Raw genomic sequence first — 18,179 nt, 5'->3', positions numbered from 1 at the left:
CACGTCTCGGCAGGAGTGCCAACCTTCCTGATGCGCCCAGGCCGAGTCCGCCGCCGTCGGATCCCGCACGAAAGGGATGAGAGATATGCCTGACCGCAAGCTCACGGTTGATCGGATCAGGGAGCGGCTCGAACGCGAAAGACGCTTCGCTCGCGACGTTGGTTGCCCGACCAGCGATTTGCCCGTCGTCGACTACCTCCGTGCGTCCATGTGGTCGTGCAGTGCGGATCCGGGACCGATGACCACTGCGCAGGCGCATAGGGCGATGCAGGTGCACCTCGAATGCTCTGTAGACCGATGCCGGGTCCGTCGACGTGCGCGCAACACGTTGGTCGACAACGGTCGGATGGTTCTCGACGAACGAGCAGAGGGTGTGCCTGATGTCGAAGCCTGATTGCGCGTGTGGTCCATGGATCAAGTTGTCGCATTGCGGGGTCGGAGCATTCGATCCGGCGTCGCAAGCCCTGGTCTCGGTTGCCTGCCCGTCACGGTTCTGTTCGGGCTTGGTTCGGTTGGTCGATGGGAAGATCAGTGCTCACGATGGGTGGATTCCGGGGAGGTGTCCCTGGATCGGGACGCGGGTGGTCGACGATCGCTCTGAATTCCCACCCGAGCAGGTCACGATGGTCAGAAGCCCGGACCGATGAAGCTGGCGGCGCCCGTCTCGTTGCATCAAAGCTCTAGGTCGATGTCGGGTTGCCGGGCGATCAGATCGTCGTCGATGTCGAATCCGTTGTCTTCGTCGGTGCTCAAACCATGCTGGAACTGTTGCTCGATGGCTTGTTGCGCTTCGGAGAGAGTGGCACGACGCTGTTGCTCCGTGCGTAGTTCATCGATCTGCTGCTCGAAGCCGGCGACGAGTGGGGATGTGTCGGTGGTGGGAGCGAACCCACTCCATGCTGCGCTGGAATGGACGGAATCGTCGTTGTCTTGGAATTCGGGAGCTGGGCCGTAGAGGATTTCGTCGGTGTCCGCGAAGGCGATACGCAGTTCGAGGTCTGTGATGTGTTGTCGGAGTTGGGCGTCGGTGAGAACGATCAGCGGATTCTGCTCGACTCGATCGGCTGGCGTGACTGTGGTGTCGGGCGGCTGCGATGAGGAGTCGCTGGTGTGCTCGCCGTTGAGTATGTCCAGGGCTGAGGGGTCGATCTCGAGCCGGGACCACAGTGCTGCGGCCGGCATCTCATCGGGCAACGGCCGTGTTCGGACCGCGTTGGCGAGTCTGGTTTGGATGTCGGTTCCGGCGCAGTGAGCGGCTTCGAGCTTGGCGGCGATGGTCGGCCACCATGGGTCGGTGACGACCCGTGGTGCGATCGATTGGACGACGGGTGCCCACGTGTTGGCGGGGAGGCGTGGGTCACCGAGGGCATCGGTGACGCGGGAGTCGAGGAGCCGGTGGTGTTCTCGTTCGAGCGCTGTGTGCCGTGGTGGTCCGGTGGGGCGTAGGTCTCGGTCATCTATATGTAGCGAAGCTCGCCACACTGCGAGGTCTTGAACGAGTTGTCGATCCGTGCCGAGGAGTGGGCGTGCCCACGGTGGAACCGTCGCTGGTGTCCACGCCGCGGCATCGGCGCAAATATGTTCGGCCAGGTCGGTGATGATGCGGGCGCGAGCAGCGAGCTGGGTGGTGTCGTGTTCGCTGAGGAGGCCGTCGGGGATTCCGGCGGCCCAGGGGAGTGGTCCGTGGCCGGCAGAGTGGGTGCCGGTGGAGTCCAGGCGCCAGTCCAGGACAGCGGCAACATCGTCGGCAGTGTCGAGTTCGCGTGCGTTGATCGCGGCGCGTAACTCGGTGATCGGGTCGCGTCCTGAGAGCGCGATCACCGCCAGGTGTTGGCGCAGGATGGGGTAGGCGGGGCAGTCGGTGAGGTGCGGGAGCATCGCCTCGGCGTCGGCGTCGAGTCGATCCAGTCCGTCGGGACCGAGGGCGTTTTCGGCGGTGACGCCGATGGAGTCGAGGTAGATATCGAGCGCGCGGCCGATGCGCCGGTACGGGTCGAGCGCGTCACGCAGCATGGTGTGTGCGGACTTCTGTGCACCATCGCGGCCGAGCACGCGCAGTAGAACCTCGACGGCGGTGCGCGGATTGACCGCGGGTTCGGACCAGAACGAGCCTTCTGAACCGTCCAAGGCGGTCGGGACGTAGACGTGGTTGGCATACATTCCGCGGGTGAGTGCGACATAAAGCTGCGGCAGCGACTCACCTCCGGTGAGCGCGACGTGGCAGGTGTCGGCGGTGATTCCTTGCGCGGAATCGATCGTTGTCGCGTACCCGAGGCGCACGTGTTCGCTCACGTAGCCGGCGGGCAGTCGCACGCTGTGGCCTGGTTTTCGGCCGGGTTTGTGGTGGCTGGCGGTGAGACTGCCGTCGTTGTGGATGGCGGTGACGGTCCAGCTGTAGCCGTTGCGGACCCAGTCGTGGTCGCCTAAACGCAGTCGCGGATTGTTGCGACGGGTGCGGATCGTGTCACCGACCGAGGCCGCAAGTCCGTCGCAGAGCATGGCTTGTGCACCTATCGGGGTGCCGGTGCGAGCGAGGCGATCGGCGCGCGCGCGTGCGTTGAGTTCGGTCACCACGTCGTGAGTGGCGGCCAGCATGATGGTGTCGCGGCCGGCGAGATGATCGGCGGTCCATGCGATGAACGCGTCGTCGTGCACGGCGCCTTCGTGTCCGGCGTGGATGCGGCCGTTGTCCAGGTACCAGCCCAGTGCGGTCGGATCGCCCTTGCGCAGCTGCAGACTCGCGGTCGCTTCGGCACTGGAGGCGAACCGGACGACATGGGTCAGAGTCAGTACGGCCTCGGGAGCCGCAGCGTTCATATCGATGTCGGCGCCGCCGGCTTCGATCGATGCGAGCTGGTGAGGGTCGCCGATACAGCGGATCGTCGCGCCACGATCAGCCAGATATCGGAGCAGGCGCAGGCGTTTGCGGTTCCCGAGTTTGACGTGCTCGTCGAGGATCACCAACGTATCGGGGCCGATATCGAGGACCCATTGCGGCAACGACGGCGGATACTCGCAGTCGAAATGCGAGTTATTCGGTGCGGGTGTGTGCCGGTGCAGGACATCGAGGACCTTGTCGACGGTCTCGACACGGTGGCCGATCGACTCGCCGAGTACCGCCGCCGCGGCTGCGGTCGGGGCGAGCCCGAGGACCCGGCCGCCGCTGGCGGTCCACGCGGTGGCCAAGACTGCCATCGCTGTGGTCTTGCCCGAACCCGCGGGAGCGTTGCTGGTGCGGACCCGCAGATTCGATGTGGCGAAGCCTTCAATCACGCTGACTTGTCCGGCATTTAGTGGCCGATCCGGGTGGGCGGCGTTGTAGTCATCTACCGCGGCGGCGATGGATTCGGCGGTGAGTTGGCAGGCGCCGGGCTGGATCGAGAGATCGATCAGCTGCTGCTCGACCGACAGGACGCGTGGCGAGGTATAGAGCTGGCGGTCCGGCGAGGTGTAGACGCTAGTGCCGTCGCGGCGCCGCAACACGATCGGGACGGTGCGGAGTTCGGGCTCATCGGCTAGGTCCGGATCTTGTTGCGCGACCGTGTGGGTGGGGGAGATAGTCTCGGCGAGCACGGCCTCGGCGACGTGTTCCCAGTCCTCGTCGGCCACGTTTCCGCGGAGTTGGCGCTCGATTTCGGCGCGCAGATTGATGGTCGTCCAAGTGGCACGGTGCTCGGAAACGACGTCGATGACGCGCTCGGCGGTGCGGGTGATCCACTGCTCGGTGATCTGTGGGCGGGGCGCGCGCCGCGGATTCAACGTCGTATGGACCATGCGGGACAACGCTTCCCGACCCCCGAGCACCCGCTCGGCTTCCGCGCGCCAGGTGCTGCGCTGCTCAGCAAGAGAGCGCGGCAGGTGTTTGGTAGGGCGGGTTTCGAGGGTGGCGCGCTCGGCCAGATCGAACACTTCTCCCGGTGTCGGTTCGCGCCCGTGCTGGGTTTGGAACTGCGCGGTGAGCTCGCCGAGGCGGGTGGTGATCGCGGTGTCACGCCGTGACCAGGCGGTGATCAATGGCGTTGGGATGCCGAGGATTTCCCGTATCGGGCGTTTGGCGGGGTCTTGGCCGGGGCGTTCGGTGAACTCGACGCCGGCGGATCGTTCGAGGTGATGTTCGAGGCGGGTGTTGTAGATCTCCGAGACCGTCACCATCGCGCGGTAGATCTGGGTTCCGTCGAGAGTGCGCCACTTACCGTCGAGCGTGCGAACGCGGTTGGCGATCAGCACGTGAGTGTGCAGGTCCGGATCACCTGCACGGCTGTCGCGGTGAGAAAAGACGGAGGCGACGATCCCTTCGACCTCAGCCTGCCGGACCCCGTGACGACCCAACCGGGTGAAGATCGCATGCTGCTCGAGCCATCCCAATGCGTCGGTGATCGCGGCGTGGTGTGCGGCCTCGATCTGCTCGAACATCGCACGGGGTGCGACCGCCCACAGCACCGAGACCGACTTGACCGGGGAGAAGGTGATGTCGAAACCGGCGACCGCGGTGGTGTGCGGGCGCGAGTTCTTGGCCACCCACCCCGACAGTTCCCGCCCATCAACCGGTGCCCGGCCGTAGGTTTCGGTGAACATTTCCGACGCGACATTCGTCCGGATCTGCGCCCGATCCGCATCGGAAATAGCATGGCCAGGAGGTGAATCGTGCGCGATATTGTGTTCCTCGAACGCCTTCACGCACCGTTCCCGGAACTCGGAAACATCGGCATAAAGCGGGAACAGACGACCCAAAAGGCTCGCCTTGCCGGCGGCTCGGACGGCGTCCTTGTGCTTGGCGCCGAGTTCCATCTGCTCGTCGTAGACGCGGTCTTCGATCGCCTCGGCGTTCGGATGGCGGCCCAGTCCGAACAGGGACTTCATCTGTTCCTCGGTGACTTCCTCGCCAGCGAGAATGTCCAGGCCTGCCAACCCGGAGCCGTGCCAGCGTCCCGGCGTCTCGCCTTGTGCGGAGTAGTAGTCGGCGAGGCTGGATCGGCCTCGTGAGGTGACATCGTTCGCGGCGACATTGCGCAGATAATATTGATACCCATTGCCTGCCACGACTTTATGGATCGTCGCGGTCATACCTCCAGCAAGTACCTCCGCCTAGGATTAGTCCAGGCGTCGGACCCATCTCGATAGTGTCAAATCCACCAAACTACCTGGTCGTTACCAGATCGTTATCCTTGGTGCAAGAGGTCTGCTTGCGAGAAAAGGTGGAGAAAGTGGGTTTGGTGGTGATGGCGGGGAGAAGTGTAGCTACGAAAGGGGGCGGGGCGAGAGGTGGTAAATAGTAGTTGGGCTGCTGTGTGGTGGTTAGTGGAGCGCTGGTATTCCCGGTCCACGGTGGGACGGGTAGGCGACGAGAGACTGCGCGTTCGGCAGACGCCGGGGAACGGTGGACCGTGCACAGTCTGGGACAGCAATGCTGACAAAAGGATCGGCAGAGGGTCGGCATGCGGTGAGTCGACCAGCCTGACTGTTCATAGACGGCCGGTGGCGTGACTGAGCGGCGACGTGCGCAGCGCGGGCCACGGCGCCTGGGGCAAGACTCAGTTGGGGCTGGCGCGGGCTTATAGTGCGAAGGGCTCTGGTGGGCGGTTGCCGGAAGGGGATGCGAGGTGGGCAAGCTTCAGGTTGAGGTGGATCGACTCCGTGAGGCGGCGCTATTCATCTCGGAGAAGGCCCAGCGCATCAAGGATGGTGTCGGCAAGCTCGATGGCACGGTTGGGCGCGAGTTGCTCGTCGACGGGTGGCAGGGCAAGGCCGCGTCTGCCTACGACGAGTCCTGGGTCGAATGGAAGCAGGGCGCCGAGCTGATCGTTGCCGCCCTGGAAGATTCAGCGGCGAATCTGTTGACGGCGGCGAATGAGTACGAGCTGCGCGATACCAATTTTCGGGACGCGATCGACCGAGCCGGTGGGCAGGTGTAGGCCGGTGGCAGACGACTATCGAGTCAATCTGAGCCAGCTCGACGAAGCGGTCGCGGCGATGGCCTTCGGCGCCGAGGTCGAGGGTCTACTGCGCGAAGTCGACGTCAAGGTCGCCGAGCTACATCTGTCGTGGGAGAGCCGGGCTGCCCAAGCGCAGCGTGCCGCGCACGACCGATGGATGGCCGGCGCGGCGGAGATGCGCGAAAATCTCGACGAACTGCGTGAGGTTGCCCGCCGTGCACATACGAGTTACAGCCACGCTGTGCAAACCAATGCGGAGATGTGGCCGCAGTGACCACACCGACTGTGCCGCTGATCGTGCACCGCGCCCAGGAGTACGCCTCGGCCGGCGAGGTCTTTGGTCAGATGTCGACCGATACGGTGACCACTCACTCCGCGCTGGTAGCGGTGCTGACCGCGTACAAGGGGATGGCGGGCAGTGACAGCGTCGGCGCCGAGTGGGCTGCGGGCTATGACGAGGCCGCGCAGTTGGCGATCTCGACGTCATCGAAACTGGCGACAGCGTGTGGCCAGACCCGGGACCTGATCGTTGTCAGTGCCTACAACCACCAGGTTGCCGAAGCTGCGGCCAACCTGCGGGAGCTGCCCGCGCCACCGACGCCGTCGCTGTGGAGCGATCCGTGTCTGCCCGAGACCGCGCCCTCTGCGGCTGGGGACGGGATACCTGAGCCGTTCGGGTGGTCGTTCGTCAAGGACATTGTCGGGTGGGCTTGGCCCAACGGTCAACAGGATCAGCTCAACGGCGCCAAGGCAGCGTGGCATACCGCGTCCTCGGACTTCCGCACTGTGGCCGGTGCCGTGCCGAGCGCGGTTGGTCTGCTTGCGAACCAGCAGTCGCCCGAGATCGAGATCGGGATTCAAACCTGCAATACCCGCCAGGCGGATCTGAACGCGCTCGCCGACGTCTGCCAGGCTCTCGGCGACGCGTGCGGCGAATACGCCCACCACCTCGACGAGGCGCACAGCAAAATCCTCGACGAGCTCAAAGACATCGCCATCGAAACTGTCGCCGCCGAAACGGCTTTCGCGATCCTGGCTCCGGTCACCGCCACCCTGTCCGAGTGGGTCGGCAACGCGGCTTTGGTCGCCCGCGTCACCACCAAAGCGAGACGCATCGCGACCATCATTGCCGAGCTGGCTGCTAAGGCAGCGAAGATCGTGGCCGACGTCGTGCGGCCGCTCGTGCAACGGTTGAAGCCGCTGGTCGAGAAGATCCGCACCTGGGTCCTAGCGGCCCGCACTAAATTCCTCGGCCGTAGCGGACCCACCGCCTTGTACTCCCGCGGTGGCGCGCTGACCAACCGGGAAGTCCTGGAAGGCAACATCGGCCTGACCCGGGATATGGATACGATCGAGCACTACGCCCAGCTGGCCGGCATCGATCTCCGCGGTGCCAAGATCGAGATCCTCGACGACGCCGACACGATCTCCTACCTGGACTTCCAAGGTGCCATCGCACGAACCGATGCTCTCGGCGTGCAACTCGGCCCGGCAGCCTTCCAAGACGCCGAAACGTTGGTGCGTACCCTGGCGCACGAGAATGTTCACGTCCGCCAATACGCGGAAGGCCAGATCAACTCGATGACACGGGCACTGGAGGACGAAGCCTACGCAGCCGAGGACGGCTTCGTCGACACTTGGCGAAGGAACACGCAATGACCGACGGACACTCACAACTGATCGTCGAGCGGGTCGACTACCTCCCGAGCCGACCCGATTGGATCTTCGTCACCGGCACCCTCTCAGGCGAGCCGGTCAGGGTCGGCGACGAGGTGTCGATCTGCCACGGTGACCAAGCAACGAGCACCACGATCAAATCGATCGAGATACACACGCGGCCAGGGAAGACGACCATCCTGCTGGATGCAGGGCTTCGACCGATCGTCACCTCTGGAACCGTTATCAACCGTCAGGGATGACAGGTGGCTGACATCGAAGCGTGGGAGCGGGAGCTGGAGCACGAGCTCGACGAGATTCGCCGTAGCGGTGCACAACTCGCGAATGCGATCGCGGCGGTGCGAGGGCGCGGCGAAGGGCGTGGCGTCCTTGTCGAGGTCAACGCTGAAGGCGACATCACCACGATGCAGATCGCCCCGGCAGCAATGCAATGGAGCAGTACTCAGCTCACCAGCGTCCTGATCGACTGCCATCGCAAAGCCCGAAACCAGGCCACTGTCAGGGTCGAAGACATCCTCGCCAAGGCAGACCCACATATCAGCAGACAGCTCCCACAGAAGCACCGCAAACCCGCACCGGAGTGCCGGGCTCCGCAGAGCGAAGAAGAAATTCAGCGTGCAGACGACGAGTACTTCGAGCGAATGAACCGAGGCGGCTGGTCCAATACACTTTGACCACAACGAGGTTCGGCCAATCGACGCATCGTAATAGAGATCCGAACGCTGCTTAGATCGCGGCGGGGCTTCGAATCCTCAGATAGGAAATCTCTGTCGATCTTCACTCCAGTGGCCCTGGTCGACCCTGGACGTCGCAGCCCAGACGCTGCGACCAAAGGATCCCGATCGCGCAGCTCGGCCAACTTCCGTTGCTTGGGCTGTTGCACTCGGCTTGCAGGGCTTACTGCTTTGAGATCTGATTTCGCAAGTAGGCCAAGACGGACTGGGTGCGCGCGGTGGCGGCGTGGGTGGGGCCGAGGGCGCGGAGTTCGGCGACCAACAGGGCCTGTCCGGTACCTAAGTGTGATGCAGTGCGAATGAAATGACACACCAGGTAACTGACTGATCCGCCGGCGCGGGTCTTCGTCGGAACCGACTGTGCTACTGCGTGATTACCCGTGGCACCTCGCTACATCGGGAGCTACTGTGCGGTAGCCGCTAGGGGTTCTCGCCCAACTGAACGTAGGCCCCGGACGGCACAGCACCGCGATACGGGGTGACACTTGAGACTCGGGGTTCGGGTGGCTCGGTAGTGGCTCCGTCAGATAGTGTGGCCGCGAGCCACCTCGGTCAAGGAGGTAGGGCGACGACCTCGGCCCTGTCGGTTCGCGCCACGTGATCCACGAGTACGAGTAACGTAAAGGGGGGGCTATGGATCTCCAGCTGCGTGTGCAATCGGTCGACCCGGATGGCGACCTAGTGAGTTTGGCGGGATGGCTGCGCGATGAGCGAGAGCTTACTGCGCCAGTTCGACTGTGTGCCAGCCCAATTGGTGACGGCAGGCTTGGCGGCGCGTTCGAGCTGATCTCAATAGCGGTGGGTTCCGGTGGCCTCTGTACCGTTCTTGCGAGTTCGCTTTCCACTTGGCTTCAGCATCGGCCGAGAACGATCGTCAAGATCGGTCGTGGAGATCTGTCTATCGAGGTTGATTCTGGCCATGTCAAAGACTTATCTGAGTTGATTGGCAAGCTCGCAGAAATAGTCGACGAACCTCAACAATAATGGACTATTCTCAATCGCATGCTGTCCTGATCGGGGTGGCAAGGTATACGGATGTCGAGATCCCTGACATTCCCGCCGCCGCGAATAGTTTAAGTGCGGTTGCGCGCGTGCTTGCGGATTCTGAACTGTGCGGATGGCCAGAAGATCGGATAACTCCGATTTTGAACCCGCCCGCGGCAAGCCTGCTTGCAAAGCAGATCCGTCAGATCGCTAGCGAGACCGCTGGCGTCCTGGTGATATATTTTGTCGGTCATGGCACTCTCAGTCAATCGGGTGAATTATGCTGCTTGGTAAGCGGATCGGATTTGGAAGATCCCGATCTTACCGGCCTTGAATATCGTCATATTCAGCAGGCCTTATCTACTAGCCATGCCCAGGCAAAGATCGTTATCTTGGATTGCTGCTATTCGGGTAAGGCAATTCAAGCGTTGGGTGCAGTTCAAGCTGACATAGCTGGAATGTCGGAAATATCTGGAGCCTACACCCTCACGGCTGCGGATCGTTTGGCACACGTCGTGCCGATTGAGAATCAGCGCCATCGTTGTACGTCCTTTACGGAGGCGTTCGTCGATACGATCACTTGTGGAGTAAAGGGCGCTTCAGAGTTTCTTACTCTCTCAGAAATATACCAAGACTTGAATCGCCGTCTCATATCTTCATCGCTTCCGCGCCCGAATCAACGCGGAACGAGTAATGTGCAACTTCTGCCCTTTTCAAGGAATGCGGCCTACATTTCTCAGTTCCGGGGTGTAGAAACTTTCGCTCTGGCAGTAACCGAAGATGAGATCCATTTCGATCTGAATGCAATGAGCAATCAGGTTTCAGCTCTACTATTGGACCGCGAGCGTCAGCCGCTCACGATCGACTCAATACATGCTTTGAGGCGAGGTGGAGGCGGGGGCGTATATTGCTTGTCGCTCGGGGAAGGTGAAACAGAGCGGATTGTCTACCTCGGTGCGTCAGACAGCCTTCTCTTCGCCCTGACAAGGCATTTTATGCGCTTATCTTTTCGATGTTGCATCACCCCTCAGCAAGTCTCCTTCCGTTACTTGTTCCACTCGGGTTTATCTGAAACTTTCGTGTCTGCCCAGAATCATCCGCGGTTCGCAAACCTTCATTGGAACCAGAATGGATTCGCTGGGCCCATCTCGAAGGATGCCGCAGAAATGGGGACAATGTCGTTTAGTCAGGAATATCCTATTGATCTCAACGTCGAATTCGCCGATGCCAAGTTTCGATACGAAGGACGTTCTTTGTCGGATCTGGCTGAGGTTCTGGATAGGAAGTTGCCGTTCGTTATTCGAGTTGATGTGGATCATCTTCTATTGGGGGATGAGCTCGCAGGTCCCATTGAAACGAGTAAAAATCTTCATGATCTGCTCGTGAAGATATCGCGAGAATTGGGCGATGGATGGCTCGTGACTGCATTGCCGGGATCTATTGAGATTTCCGACTCTCGGATTCCCGGAGGTGCGGCTCTTTGCTACTTTCAAGGTGGCAATACCTATGATGGCGATGCCGAAGCCTGTCACGGCGGCGGCCTGAACGTTGATACCTCTTTCGAGTGTCTGCGCTTAATTGCCGAGCGCTCCCCGAAAATGAGACGACCATCGATAATAGATCGGCCCCGATCCTCCGACCCTTGGGAAAGCATATTCGCGAGCGATTTAGTATTCGAAGAGCCGCCTCTATCTCTGCCATTCTGATCTCTCTTCGCCGATCTGCTCAGCGGAGGTTGTTCGAGCACGCCGCCGTAACTGTTGATGTCGACCTGAATGGGTCCGTTTGCTTAATTAGGCACTCGAATCGGAACACCTTCAGGCGATATCGCGTCTGCGGCTTTGAGATAGTTCATGTCGAGCTTCGGCCCGAGCAGCACTAGCGCAGTAAGCCGACGTGCGGTGGCGGCAAATACCCGGGCCTCTGCTGTAGTGAGGTCCCGTCCGAGGACGCGTTTGTCGCGGTAGCTTAGCCACTTGCGCAGCACTTGGAAGCCGCCGATTTTGTAGTCCCAGACTGCACCTGCCACGCCGCGCCACCGCACGTGCTCGTTGAGATAGATGTCGAGCACCTGGTCTCCGAGGATGTCTCGATTCTCGTCACTCAACCCGTCGTTTTCAACGGCTGGACGTTCGCGCACGTCGTACTTGCCAGCACCAGGCATCACCGCACGCGACTGGACGACCCCCCATCCAGCGGTGAGGGCCAAGTCTCCATTACCAGGGTTCAACGGCTTTCCGTCGAACCGTTCGATGGCAGCGACTCCGCGCAAATACACTTCAAGAGGAGGTACGTCGATTCCGGCAACCGGCGTGTCTGGGCTGAGTAGCGCAGCGACCTGCCTGCCTAGGGCTGCGGATTCGCGCAGTGATTTTGCGGAATCGGGCAAGGGGATACGAGGCCAGTCGGAACGCACGGCCTCGCCGTTCTGCTCGACGTATAGCGGGGAGGCTCCGACTGCGAGCGCGTGCAACCAAATTAGTGTCGCACTGTCCTGGCTAGTTTTTGCGTCATCGATGCCGAGCTTTTGCAAGTAGGCCAGGGCAATATCGGAAAGATTCGGCCGCCATGTGGTGCTTCCTTGTTCGACCTCAAGGTCGAACAACGAAGGCATATCGTTGTCGGGCTTCTGCTGACCAGCTGGGAGCCAAAGTGGTATCGCATAGGCATCCGTGAACAGGACCTTCTGGTCCACGAGGCTGTCGGAATAGTGAAGGGCGGCACCATCAAGTGCCCGCGGAGCACGGCGACGGACGAGCAGGAAGCCTGAGGTAGCGGCGACGGCCGCTACCAGCAGTGCCCGGGATTCGTTCCAAAGCTTTGCCTCGGTCTCGACATAGGCATAACGCATGTCGAGCGGCCGAAACTGGAAGCGCCGGATGCGTTGCTCGTCGAACGGAAGCTGGTCCAGCATGCGCGCACGGACCCTTTCTGGGTCGAAGCGCGCATATGTCTTGCTGAGTCGGGAGTCGACCTGCGCCATGGGTACATTCGAGTCCAGGTACGTCCTGATGCGGGCAGCCAAGGCGTCTCGGTCACTGTCGATTAAGGCGAACTGACGGTTTTCGTTTAGGCCAAGCATCGGCTTCTCTGCACATAATTCGTTGATACCTGGCCAGCTTCCGTAACCGTTACGTGGGCTCCAGCGCAGCAGACGGAACCAGTTCTCCTTCTCTGGCGAAAGAGGCTCGTAGTCAGGTCCGATGTCAGAGTCGGTGGTGGCGGCGAGCTGACCGCGCTTGTTTTGCCCCCAAAAGTCGCGATACCGGACCGTCGCTGACGACGAATTGGTCTTGTCAGTGCCGCGGACGAGCATGCTAATGGCAACGCCACGCGTGATGCCGGCGGGATTGAGCGGCGTGGAGAAGATTGAAGGGTCGGAGGCGCCGTCAGGGGTCTTCTTGCCGGTCTCGCGGCTGTCACCGTTGAGGTGGTCGATGGTGATGTCGTCGAACTCAGCAAGCAGTCGTTTGCGCATGACGACCGCAGAAGGGTCGCCGAGCCAAGAGGAGTTACTGACGAAGCAGACGATCCCCTTGCCGGTCTGCTCAGCGATGCGACGTTCTGCGATGCGAAAAAAGCGGATGTAGAGATCGTCCAGCTTGTTCTTGGTGATATCCCAATCGTCGGCCAGTCCGAATTTGTACGGCTCGACGAGGCCACCTTCTTCGCGTCCAGACACACCAGCGAAGCCGTTATAAGGAGGGTTTCCAAGCACGACGAGGATGGGCTTGTCACGCTTGACTGCGTCGGCTGCGTTCCGCTCGGCTACGAATTCGGGGAACGGCAGCGTCGAGTGATCGTCATCGTCGCCCCAGCCGGTCAAGGCGTTCGTCAGATATACGCTGGCACGCTCCCCAGCGTTAGCGTCCAGCGGCACACCAAGTCGCTGCAATGCGATCCCAATTTTCAAATGCGCAACAACGAATGGAGCTGGCAGCAACTCGAAACCGTGAAGGCGTGAGAGGGCCGCTTGCTTCGCTTCGGCCGCGACGAGACCATCACCCCCTTGCGCCTTCAACGTGGCCACAACTTTGTCAAGCACGGCCGTCAAATAGGACCCGGTGCCCGTGCAGGGATCAAGGACGTGGACCCTAGAATCTGCAAGGCCGAGCGGGAGACCTAGCTGCGCGCGCAGCGCGCGGTCAACGCGGTCGACCATGTAGCGCACGACCTCTGGGGGCGTGTACCAGACTCCAAGCTCGCGGCGAAGCTCGGGATCGTAGGCTTGCAGGAACGGTTCGTAGAAGTACTGGACGGCCTCGGCTGCCTCGAACCGCTGGAAGAACAGCTTGCGGTCCACACGAGCAAGAACGTCGTCGGTCCAGTCGAGAACTTCATCCAATCCCACCGGCAGGTTCGCTGGCGTGGCCAGCTGCTGAAAGAGGACTCGAACCATCGGTACCGACAACGTCCACTGGGCCTGGCGCCAGGTGAAGCGATCCGTAGCGTGCTCGGTTTGCCGGTCTGACCACAAAACCCAGGCAGCGAAGACGCCGTAAAACAGGGTCTGCACCAGCGCCGAGCGAAAGAAGTGTTCGCCTTCCTCGTCGTCGAACTGCAGACCGAGACCTTCTTCTAATGCGGAGCGCAAGCTCGCGAGCGTCTGTATATCAGCGGCATCCTCAACCCGTTTTAGGCCTGTCCGGGCATAGGCAGCCAAGAACCATGCGAGGTCGGCAGGGGTACTCAACGGCGCGTCGCCACCGAGCGTGCGCTTCAAGTAGGCGACGAAGTCGGCGCCATAAGAACTCTCGGTGTCCGTCGGGTTGAGTGCCCAAAAGGAGTCCTCGTCGAGTGCAAGCGTGAAACGTTCACCTGCGTGCATTTTGCCATTCGAGTCCAGCCGAACGACCAGGAAGTCGCGGTAGGTGCAGATCAAGACCTTGCCGTAGCGCGCCAAGTAGCGTTTCACCTGAGCGGAGCGGGCGACTCGAGTGACATCCTGTGCTAGCCCCTTCACCTCCATTACGCCGCGCTCGGGCGCGCGCGCGAGGAGTGCGGAATCGGCTGCCTCAGCGACTGCCTGTCTGGTGATGAACAGGCCCCCGTCGGGTACTCCTGCACCACGGTTCTTCGTGGTCAACACGCAGGTGACTGGCGGAGTAAGGGTCTTACCAACCTCGTTGAGGAGCCCTTCGAGTTGACCGTAGTAGGAGGTCTCCGCGACGGCCTCGCCAGTTGAGTAGATGGCCCGCAGGCCTTGGAGATAAGCGCGTAGGGCAGCCACACCTGCATCCTATTGCTCCACGGACGATCTGACTCAGACCTTGTCGCAGCCGAGGCGTGTGCTTTCGATATGGCAGATCCGGCCGCAGCCGATCGGCAGAGCCAAATGCTGATCAAGGCGCTTTCGGCGATCGTATGCAGCATCATTGACCACGGAGCAGGTGCACACCGTCTTGGCGGTGGTGCGTTGCGTTGACACGCTCGCTGAAGCGTACGAAGGCTTGATCTAGTCAGCTTGAGCAAGCACTACCCGAACGTCGCAAACCCGGGGATGGGACTGGATGTGGGAACGAAACCTATCGGAATGCATCGAGACAGGCGGTACTTGGGGGATGGCAGAGACCCGACATGACCCGCTGAACAGCACGTCCAGCACCACATGAGGCGCTTGCATCGCAATTCGGTTGGCTCATAACCTAGCGATCCCGTCTGGTCGCTGGTTCACGCAATCGGCGTGGTGATCGCCTTCGGGCATCCTTTCGCATCAGCACTGAATGAATCGGTCTGGCGTGTCGGGGGCTTTGGAGTTTGCCCTTTGATTGCCGGATTCTGAAGAGCTTCGGCGCGTCGCTCCGTAACGCGCCGAAGGTCGTGTTGGGGAGTGGGATTACGCCGCTCAACCTCGGGCCCGACGCGGTTCGGCCACGTGGGCGTCGAGTTGTCCTCAGCTGAGTGCTCTTAGGGCTGGGACTTCGTTTCTAGTCCCTCGCTGACGAGGCCGGCCGGTTCATCGGTGACGACACAGGGTAAGGAAGCCCAAGGTGGACTGGCTCCTCGATCTGAGATCCAGCACTCGACTGGCGACACGGAAACGACGCGTTTTCGCCCGGGAATTGACCAGTTTCAACGGGACGCCTTGGGGACTAGACTTTCGCATCTATGCAGCTCACGAGCAGTATTGAGAACTCTTGAGAACTCGGAAATACCCCCTACTCACAATCGGCAGGTTTCTGGTTCGAGTCCAGATGGGGGAGCCGGAATGGCCCCTGACCAGAAATTATTCATCTTGGTAAGGGGCCGAACTCGTACCAAGGCCCCCCAAGTCGACAAAAAGTCGGCGAAAAGTCCCCCCACGTCCATTCGCGTCGTGATCGTGGTCTGATCCGTTCATCACCGCATCGTGGAGCACCGCCGCTGCCTCATGATGCACCCTTCCGCGCGCCATGTACTTGGGCTGAGTCATTGCCGGATCGGCATGCTGGAGAGCATCGGGGTCACCCGAGCCGGAAGCCCCCAGTCTTATCGAGCAGACCAGCCACCAACTTCGGGAGTGGGTGTGGGACAACGTCATCGCGGATCCGACGCCAACCTATTCATTCGAACTGCACTCCATCGCTTCGACCTTCTCCTTGGACGCAGTGCCGGCGAACCGAACTGCGTGTCCGTTCTCGTCGTAGCTTTCCTCGACAGCACAGCCGACCCGCTTGTTGTCACGGCTTACCAGCTCGAAGACCTTTGTGATTTTTCCGCTCGCCGGAGCACCGTTCGACGCCTTGCAATTCCCGGTTCCCGTATAAACAGCGGACTCGAAGTCGGCGTCTACTGCCTTCCCTTTGACGATTTTGTCGCAGGTGTAGGTCCATATGTCGACGGCTTGGCTGGTCGGCGCGAGGAGCGCCACGCTCACCCCGGCGAGCGCAGACGAGACTGCGGCGGTGACGACCCGGGCATGGGTGAGATTCATGCGATAGATCCATCCATAGAGGAATCCGCTTCTCGGATTCGAACGTATTCGGAACACATCACCGGCTTGGATTGAACACAGCGGGCACCCGCCACCACCGGTCACCTCTCAGCCGACGAAGTGCGCAGGCACGCACCCGAGAAAGCAACCGAAGGTGAGGCTTCTTCTCATTCGTCATGCCCGCGTCCACGGTCGGGAGACAACAGGCGCTACCTGCGTGCGAACCGATGCTGGCAGTGCGTTAAGCACAGCCTGCGGTGCGACGTTCACCGCAGCGTTTCGAGTGTGGCCAGTGGCGGGGCTGTCCGCACCCTTGGGTTGCGGTCGCCTTAAGGTTCATGGGTTAGAACAATTCGAGGGGATCACAGTGTCAACCGAGAGATTCACATTCACCAGCAATGGCGACCAGCTGGTCGGGCTGCTGCACCTGCCCGACGGACCGCCGATCGCATCGGTGGTCACCAGCGGTCCGCTGACTTCGGTGAAGGAACAAGCTGCCGGGGCCTATGCGCAGGCGCTGGCCGCGCGCGGGTTCGCCGCGCTGGCGTTCGATCACCGGACATTCGGTGAGAGCGAAGGGGAGCCAAGGCAATTCGAGAGCGGATTCGGAAAGGCCGAGGACATTCGCAATGCGGTCACGGCGTTGGTCGCGGATGAGCGGACCACCGGGCTTCCGGTCGCCGCGGTCGGGGTCTGCGCGGGCGCGGGGTACATGGCCCGGGCTGTGGCGGACGATCCGCGCATCCTCGCCTTCGCCGGTGTCGCCGGGTTCTACTCCAATCCGTCCGACGCTCCGCCGGATCCGGCGGTGATCAAGCGCGGTCGGGACGCCGAGGCGATCTGGCGCGAAACCGGTGTGTCCGAGACCATTCCGGCGGTCGCGCCGGACGGTGGTGACGTCGGAATGCCGCTGCGCGAGGCCTACGAGTACTACGGAACCCCGCGCGGGGCGGTCCCGAACTACACCAACGGATACGCCGTGGCCTCGTTCGCCTACGGGGAGTTCGATGCGATGGAGGCGGCCGCCCGCATCGCGGTGCCGTTCGCCATGGTCCATTCCGAAAACGCCTTGGTGCCCCCCTTTGCGCGCAAGTTCTATGCGACCGTGTCCAGCGAGAAGTCCGAGCTGTGGCTCGAGTCGATCGGCCAGATCGATTTCTACGACGACCCGAAGCTGATCAACCCCGCAGCCGACGTGGCCGCAAAACTGTTCCGCAGCGTACTCGGGCGCTGAACCCGCGACCGGACTCGGCGGCACTCGCGGCCTCGAGTCCGGGTCACCGGACCACGACGGTGATGTGCGCAGGGATCTCGCGAACGACGGAGATGTCCGGCGGGCGCGACTAGGTGAAGATCGCACCGATAGCGAGACCGGCCAGAAAACCGATGACGGACAACAGAAGTCCCGCGAACGCCGCTAGCAAACCGACTCCGATTCGGCGGATGTTCTCGCTGTATGGCAGTCCAGCGGCGCTGACGGCGACGAGTAGACCGCCGATAACGAGAGGGCCGATAACGCACCAGACTGCATCACGGGGAACTACTCCTGAATACGGCAGCACAATGCTGATCATGCCGACGACTGCGGCGGCAAATGACTCGGGACCGAACCAGTCTGTGCGCACATACTTCGACGGTCCGCTCATATTGTTGCCACCCAGACAAACGCGACCAGCAGACCCGCTGTCGCTACGCCGGTAGCCGCTCCGATCGCCCGCGGCGTTCTCCGCAGGGCGAGGACGGCGGCAGCCGCGACCATCAGAATGACGACGGCCATGAACACCACATGCATCGACGCGTCGAACGACGGATATGCCGCGTCGGCGAGGCGGGCGATAAACGCGAACACTGCCACCGCAGCCGCCATCCCGATAGGCAACGCCAACGTCGTTGCCTGCCAGAACGCCGAGTCACCCATCAAGCCACGCATGTCGACCC

The 18,179-nt window shown here is 61.7% G+C and carries 13 protein-coding genes; 8 read left to right on the top strand and 5 right to left on the bottom strand.

Annotation, left to right across the window (positions count from 1 at the left end; genetic code table 11):
- Window positions 1–672: 672 nt before the first annotated feature.
- On the bottom strand, window positions 673–5,064 hold the full coding sequence (mobF, locus tag ACFYO1_RS27370; protein ID WP_387236683.1) for a MobF family relaxase: 4,392 nt from the start codon (window positions 5,062–5,064) through the stop codon (window positions 673–675).
- 536 nt (window positions 5,065–5,600) lie between these two features.
- Between mobF and ACFYO1_RS27365 the strand changes: the two genes are divergently transcribed.
- The 7 genes from ACFYO1_RS27365 to ACFYO1_RS27335 all read left to right on the top strand — a co-directional run bounded on the left by ACFYO1_RS27365 (window position 5,601) and on the right by ACFYO1_RS27335 (window position 11,034).
- A complete protein-coding gene (locus ACFYO1_RS27365) occupies window positions 5,601–5,912 on the top strand; it encodes a WXG100 family type VII secretion target (protein WP_387236681.1) in 312 nt (103 codons plus the stop codon).
- Between the two features lie 4 nt (window positions 5,913–5,916).
- Window positions 5,917–6,207 carry a WXG100 family type VII secretion target gene (locus ACFYO1_RS27360; RefSeq protein ID WP_387236678.1) on the top strand — a complete coding sequence of 97 codons (291 nt, stop codon included), beginning with the start codon at window positions 5,917–5,919 and terminating at the stop codon, window positions 6,205–6,207.
- Window positions 6,204–7,592, top strand: a complete 1,389-nt coding sequence (locus ACFYO1_RS27355) for a hypothetical protein (protein WP_387236676.1) — start codon at window positions 6,204–6,206, stop codon at window positions 7,590–7,592. Before ACFYO1_RS27360 ends, ACFYO1_RS27355 begins: the two co-directional genes overlap by 4 nt.
- Entirely contained in the window at window positions 7,589–7,852 is a 264-nt protein-coding gene (locus tag ACFYO1_RS27350) for a hypothetical protein (protein ID WP_387236674.1), read from the top strand. The genes ACFYO1_RS27355 and ACFYO1_RS27350 overlap by 4 nt, the downstream gene beginning before the upstream one ends.
- A gap of 3 nt (window positions 7,853–7,855) precedes the next feature.
- The gene (locus ACFYO1_RS27345; RefSeq protein WP_387236672.1) at window positions 7,856–8,284 is read left to right on the top strand and encodes a hypothetical protein; all 429 of its coding nucleotides are present in this window, start codon (window positions 7,856–7,858) and stop codon (window positions 8,282–8,284) included.
- Window positions 8,285–8,977: 693 nt separating this feature from the next.
- Window positions 8,978–9,328, top strand: coding sequence for a hypothetical protein (locus tag ACFYO1_RS27340; RefSeq protein WP_387236670.1), 351 nt, complete (start codon window positions 8,978–8,980; stop codon window positions 9,326–9,328).
- Window positions 9,328–11,034: a caspase domain-containing protein gene (locus tag ACFYO1_RS27335; RefSeq protein WP_387236668.1), complete on the top strand. Its 1,707-nt coding sequence runs from the start codon at window positions 9,328–9,330 to the stop codon at window positions 11,032–11,034. Before ACFYO1_RS27340 ends, ACFYO1_RS27335 begins: the two co-directional genes overlap by 1 nt.
- Window positions 11,035–11,117: 83 nt before the next feature.
- Here the strand turns inward: ACFYO1_RS27335 and ACFYO1_RS27330 are convergent, their stop codons facing one another.
- A complete protein-coding gene (locus ACFYO1_RS27330; protein WP_387236666.1) occupies window positions 11,118–14,558 on the bottom strand; it encodes a type ISP restriction/modification enzyme in 3,441 nt (1,146 codons plus the stop codon).
- Between the two features lie 1,308 nt (window positions 14,559–15,866).
- Window positions 15,867–16,241, bottom strand: a complete 375-nt coding sequence (locus ACFYO1_RS27325; RefSeq protein ID WP_387236664.1) for a hypothetical protein — start codon at window positions 16,239–16,241, stop codon at window positions 15,867–15,869.
- Between the two features lie 292 nt (window positions 16,242–16,533).
- Between ACFYO1_RS27325 and ACFYO1_RS27320 the strand changes: the two genes are divergently transcribed.
- Entirely contained in the window at window positions 16,534–17,475 is a 942-nt protein-coding gene (locus tag ACFYO1_RS27320) for an alpha/beta hydrolase (protein ID WP_387236662.1), read from the top strand.
- Window positions 17,476–17,584: 109 nt separating this feature from the next.
- Here the strand turns inward: ACFYO1_RS27320 and ACFYO1_RS27315 are convergent, their stop codons facing one another.
- Both ACFYO1_RS27315 and ACFYO1_RS27310 read right to left on the bottom strand, forming a co-directional pair.
- Complete coding sequence (locus ACFYO1_RS27315; protein WP_387236660.1) at window positions 17,585–17,887, bottom strand: hypothetical protein; 303 nt, start codon at window positions 17,885–17,887, stop codon at window positions 17,585–17,587.
- A complete protein-coding gene (locus ACFYO1_RS27310; RefSeq protein ID WP_387236658.1) occupies window positions 17,884–18,159 on the bottom strand; it encodes a hypothetical protein in 276 nt (91 codons plus the stop codon). The genes ACFYO1_RS27315 and ACFYO1_RS27310 overlap by 4 nt, the downstream gene beginning before the upstream one ends.
- Window positions 18,160–18,179 lie beyond the last annotated feature (20 nt).

Source organism: Nocardia sp. NPDC006044 (genome assembly GCF_042871115.1).
In the GTDB taxonomy this organism is placed as follows: Bacteria; Actinomycetota; Actinomycetes; order Mycobacteriales; family Mycobacteriaceae; genus Nocardia.
This window is presented reverse-complemented; position numbering and strand designations above follow the sequence as displayed.

Coding starts and splice junctions, on each gene's coding strand:
- mobF (WP_387236683.1), bottom strand. CDS start 5,064: ATGACCGCGACGATCCATAAAGTCGTGGCAGGCAATGGGTATCAATAT.
- ACFYO1_RS27350 (WP_387236674.1), top strand. CDS start 7,589: ATGACCGACGGACACTCACAACTGATCGTCGAGCGGGTCGACTACCTC.
- ACFYO1_RS27340 (WP_387236670.1), top strand. CDS start 8,978: ATGGATCTCCAGCTGCGTGTGCAATCGGTCGACCCGGATGGCGACCTA.
- ACFYO1_RS27335 (WP_387236668.1), top strand. CDS start 9,328: ATGGACTATTCTCAATCGCATGCTGTCCTGATCGGGGTGGCAAGGTAT.
- ACFYO1_RS27325 (WP_387236664.1), bottom strand. CDS start 16,241: ATGAATCTCACCCATGCCCGGGTCGTCACCGCCGCAGTCTCGTCTGCG.
- ACFYO1_RS27315 (WP_387236660.1), bottom strand. CDS start 17,887: ATGAGCGGACCGTCGAAGTATGTGCGCACAGACTGGTTCGGTCCCGAG.
- ACFYO1_RS27310 (WP_387236658.1), bottom strand. CDS start 18,159: ATGGGTGACTCGGCGTTCTGGCAGGCAACGACGTTGGCGTTGCCTATC.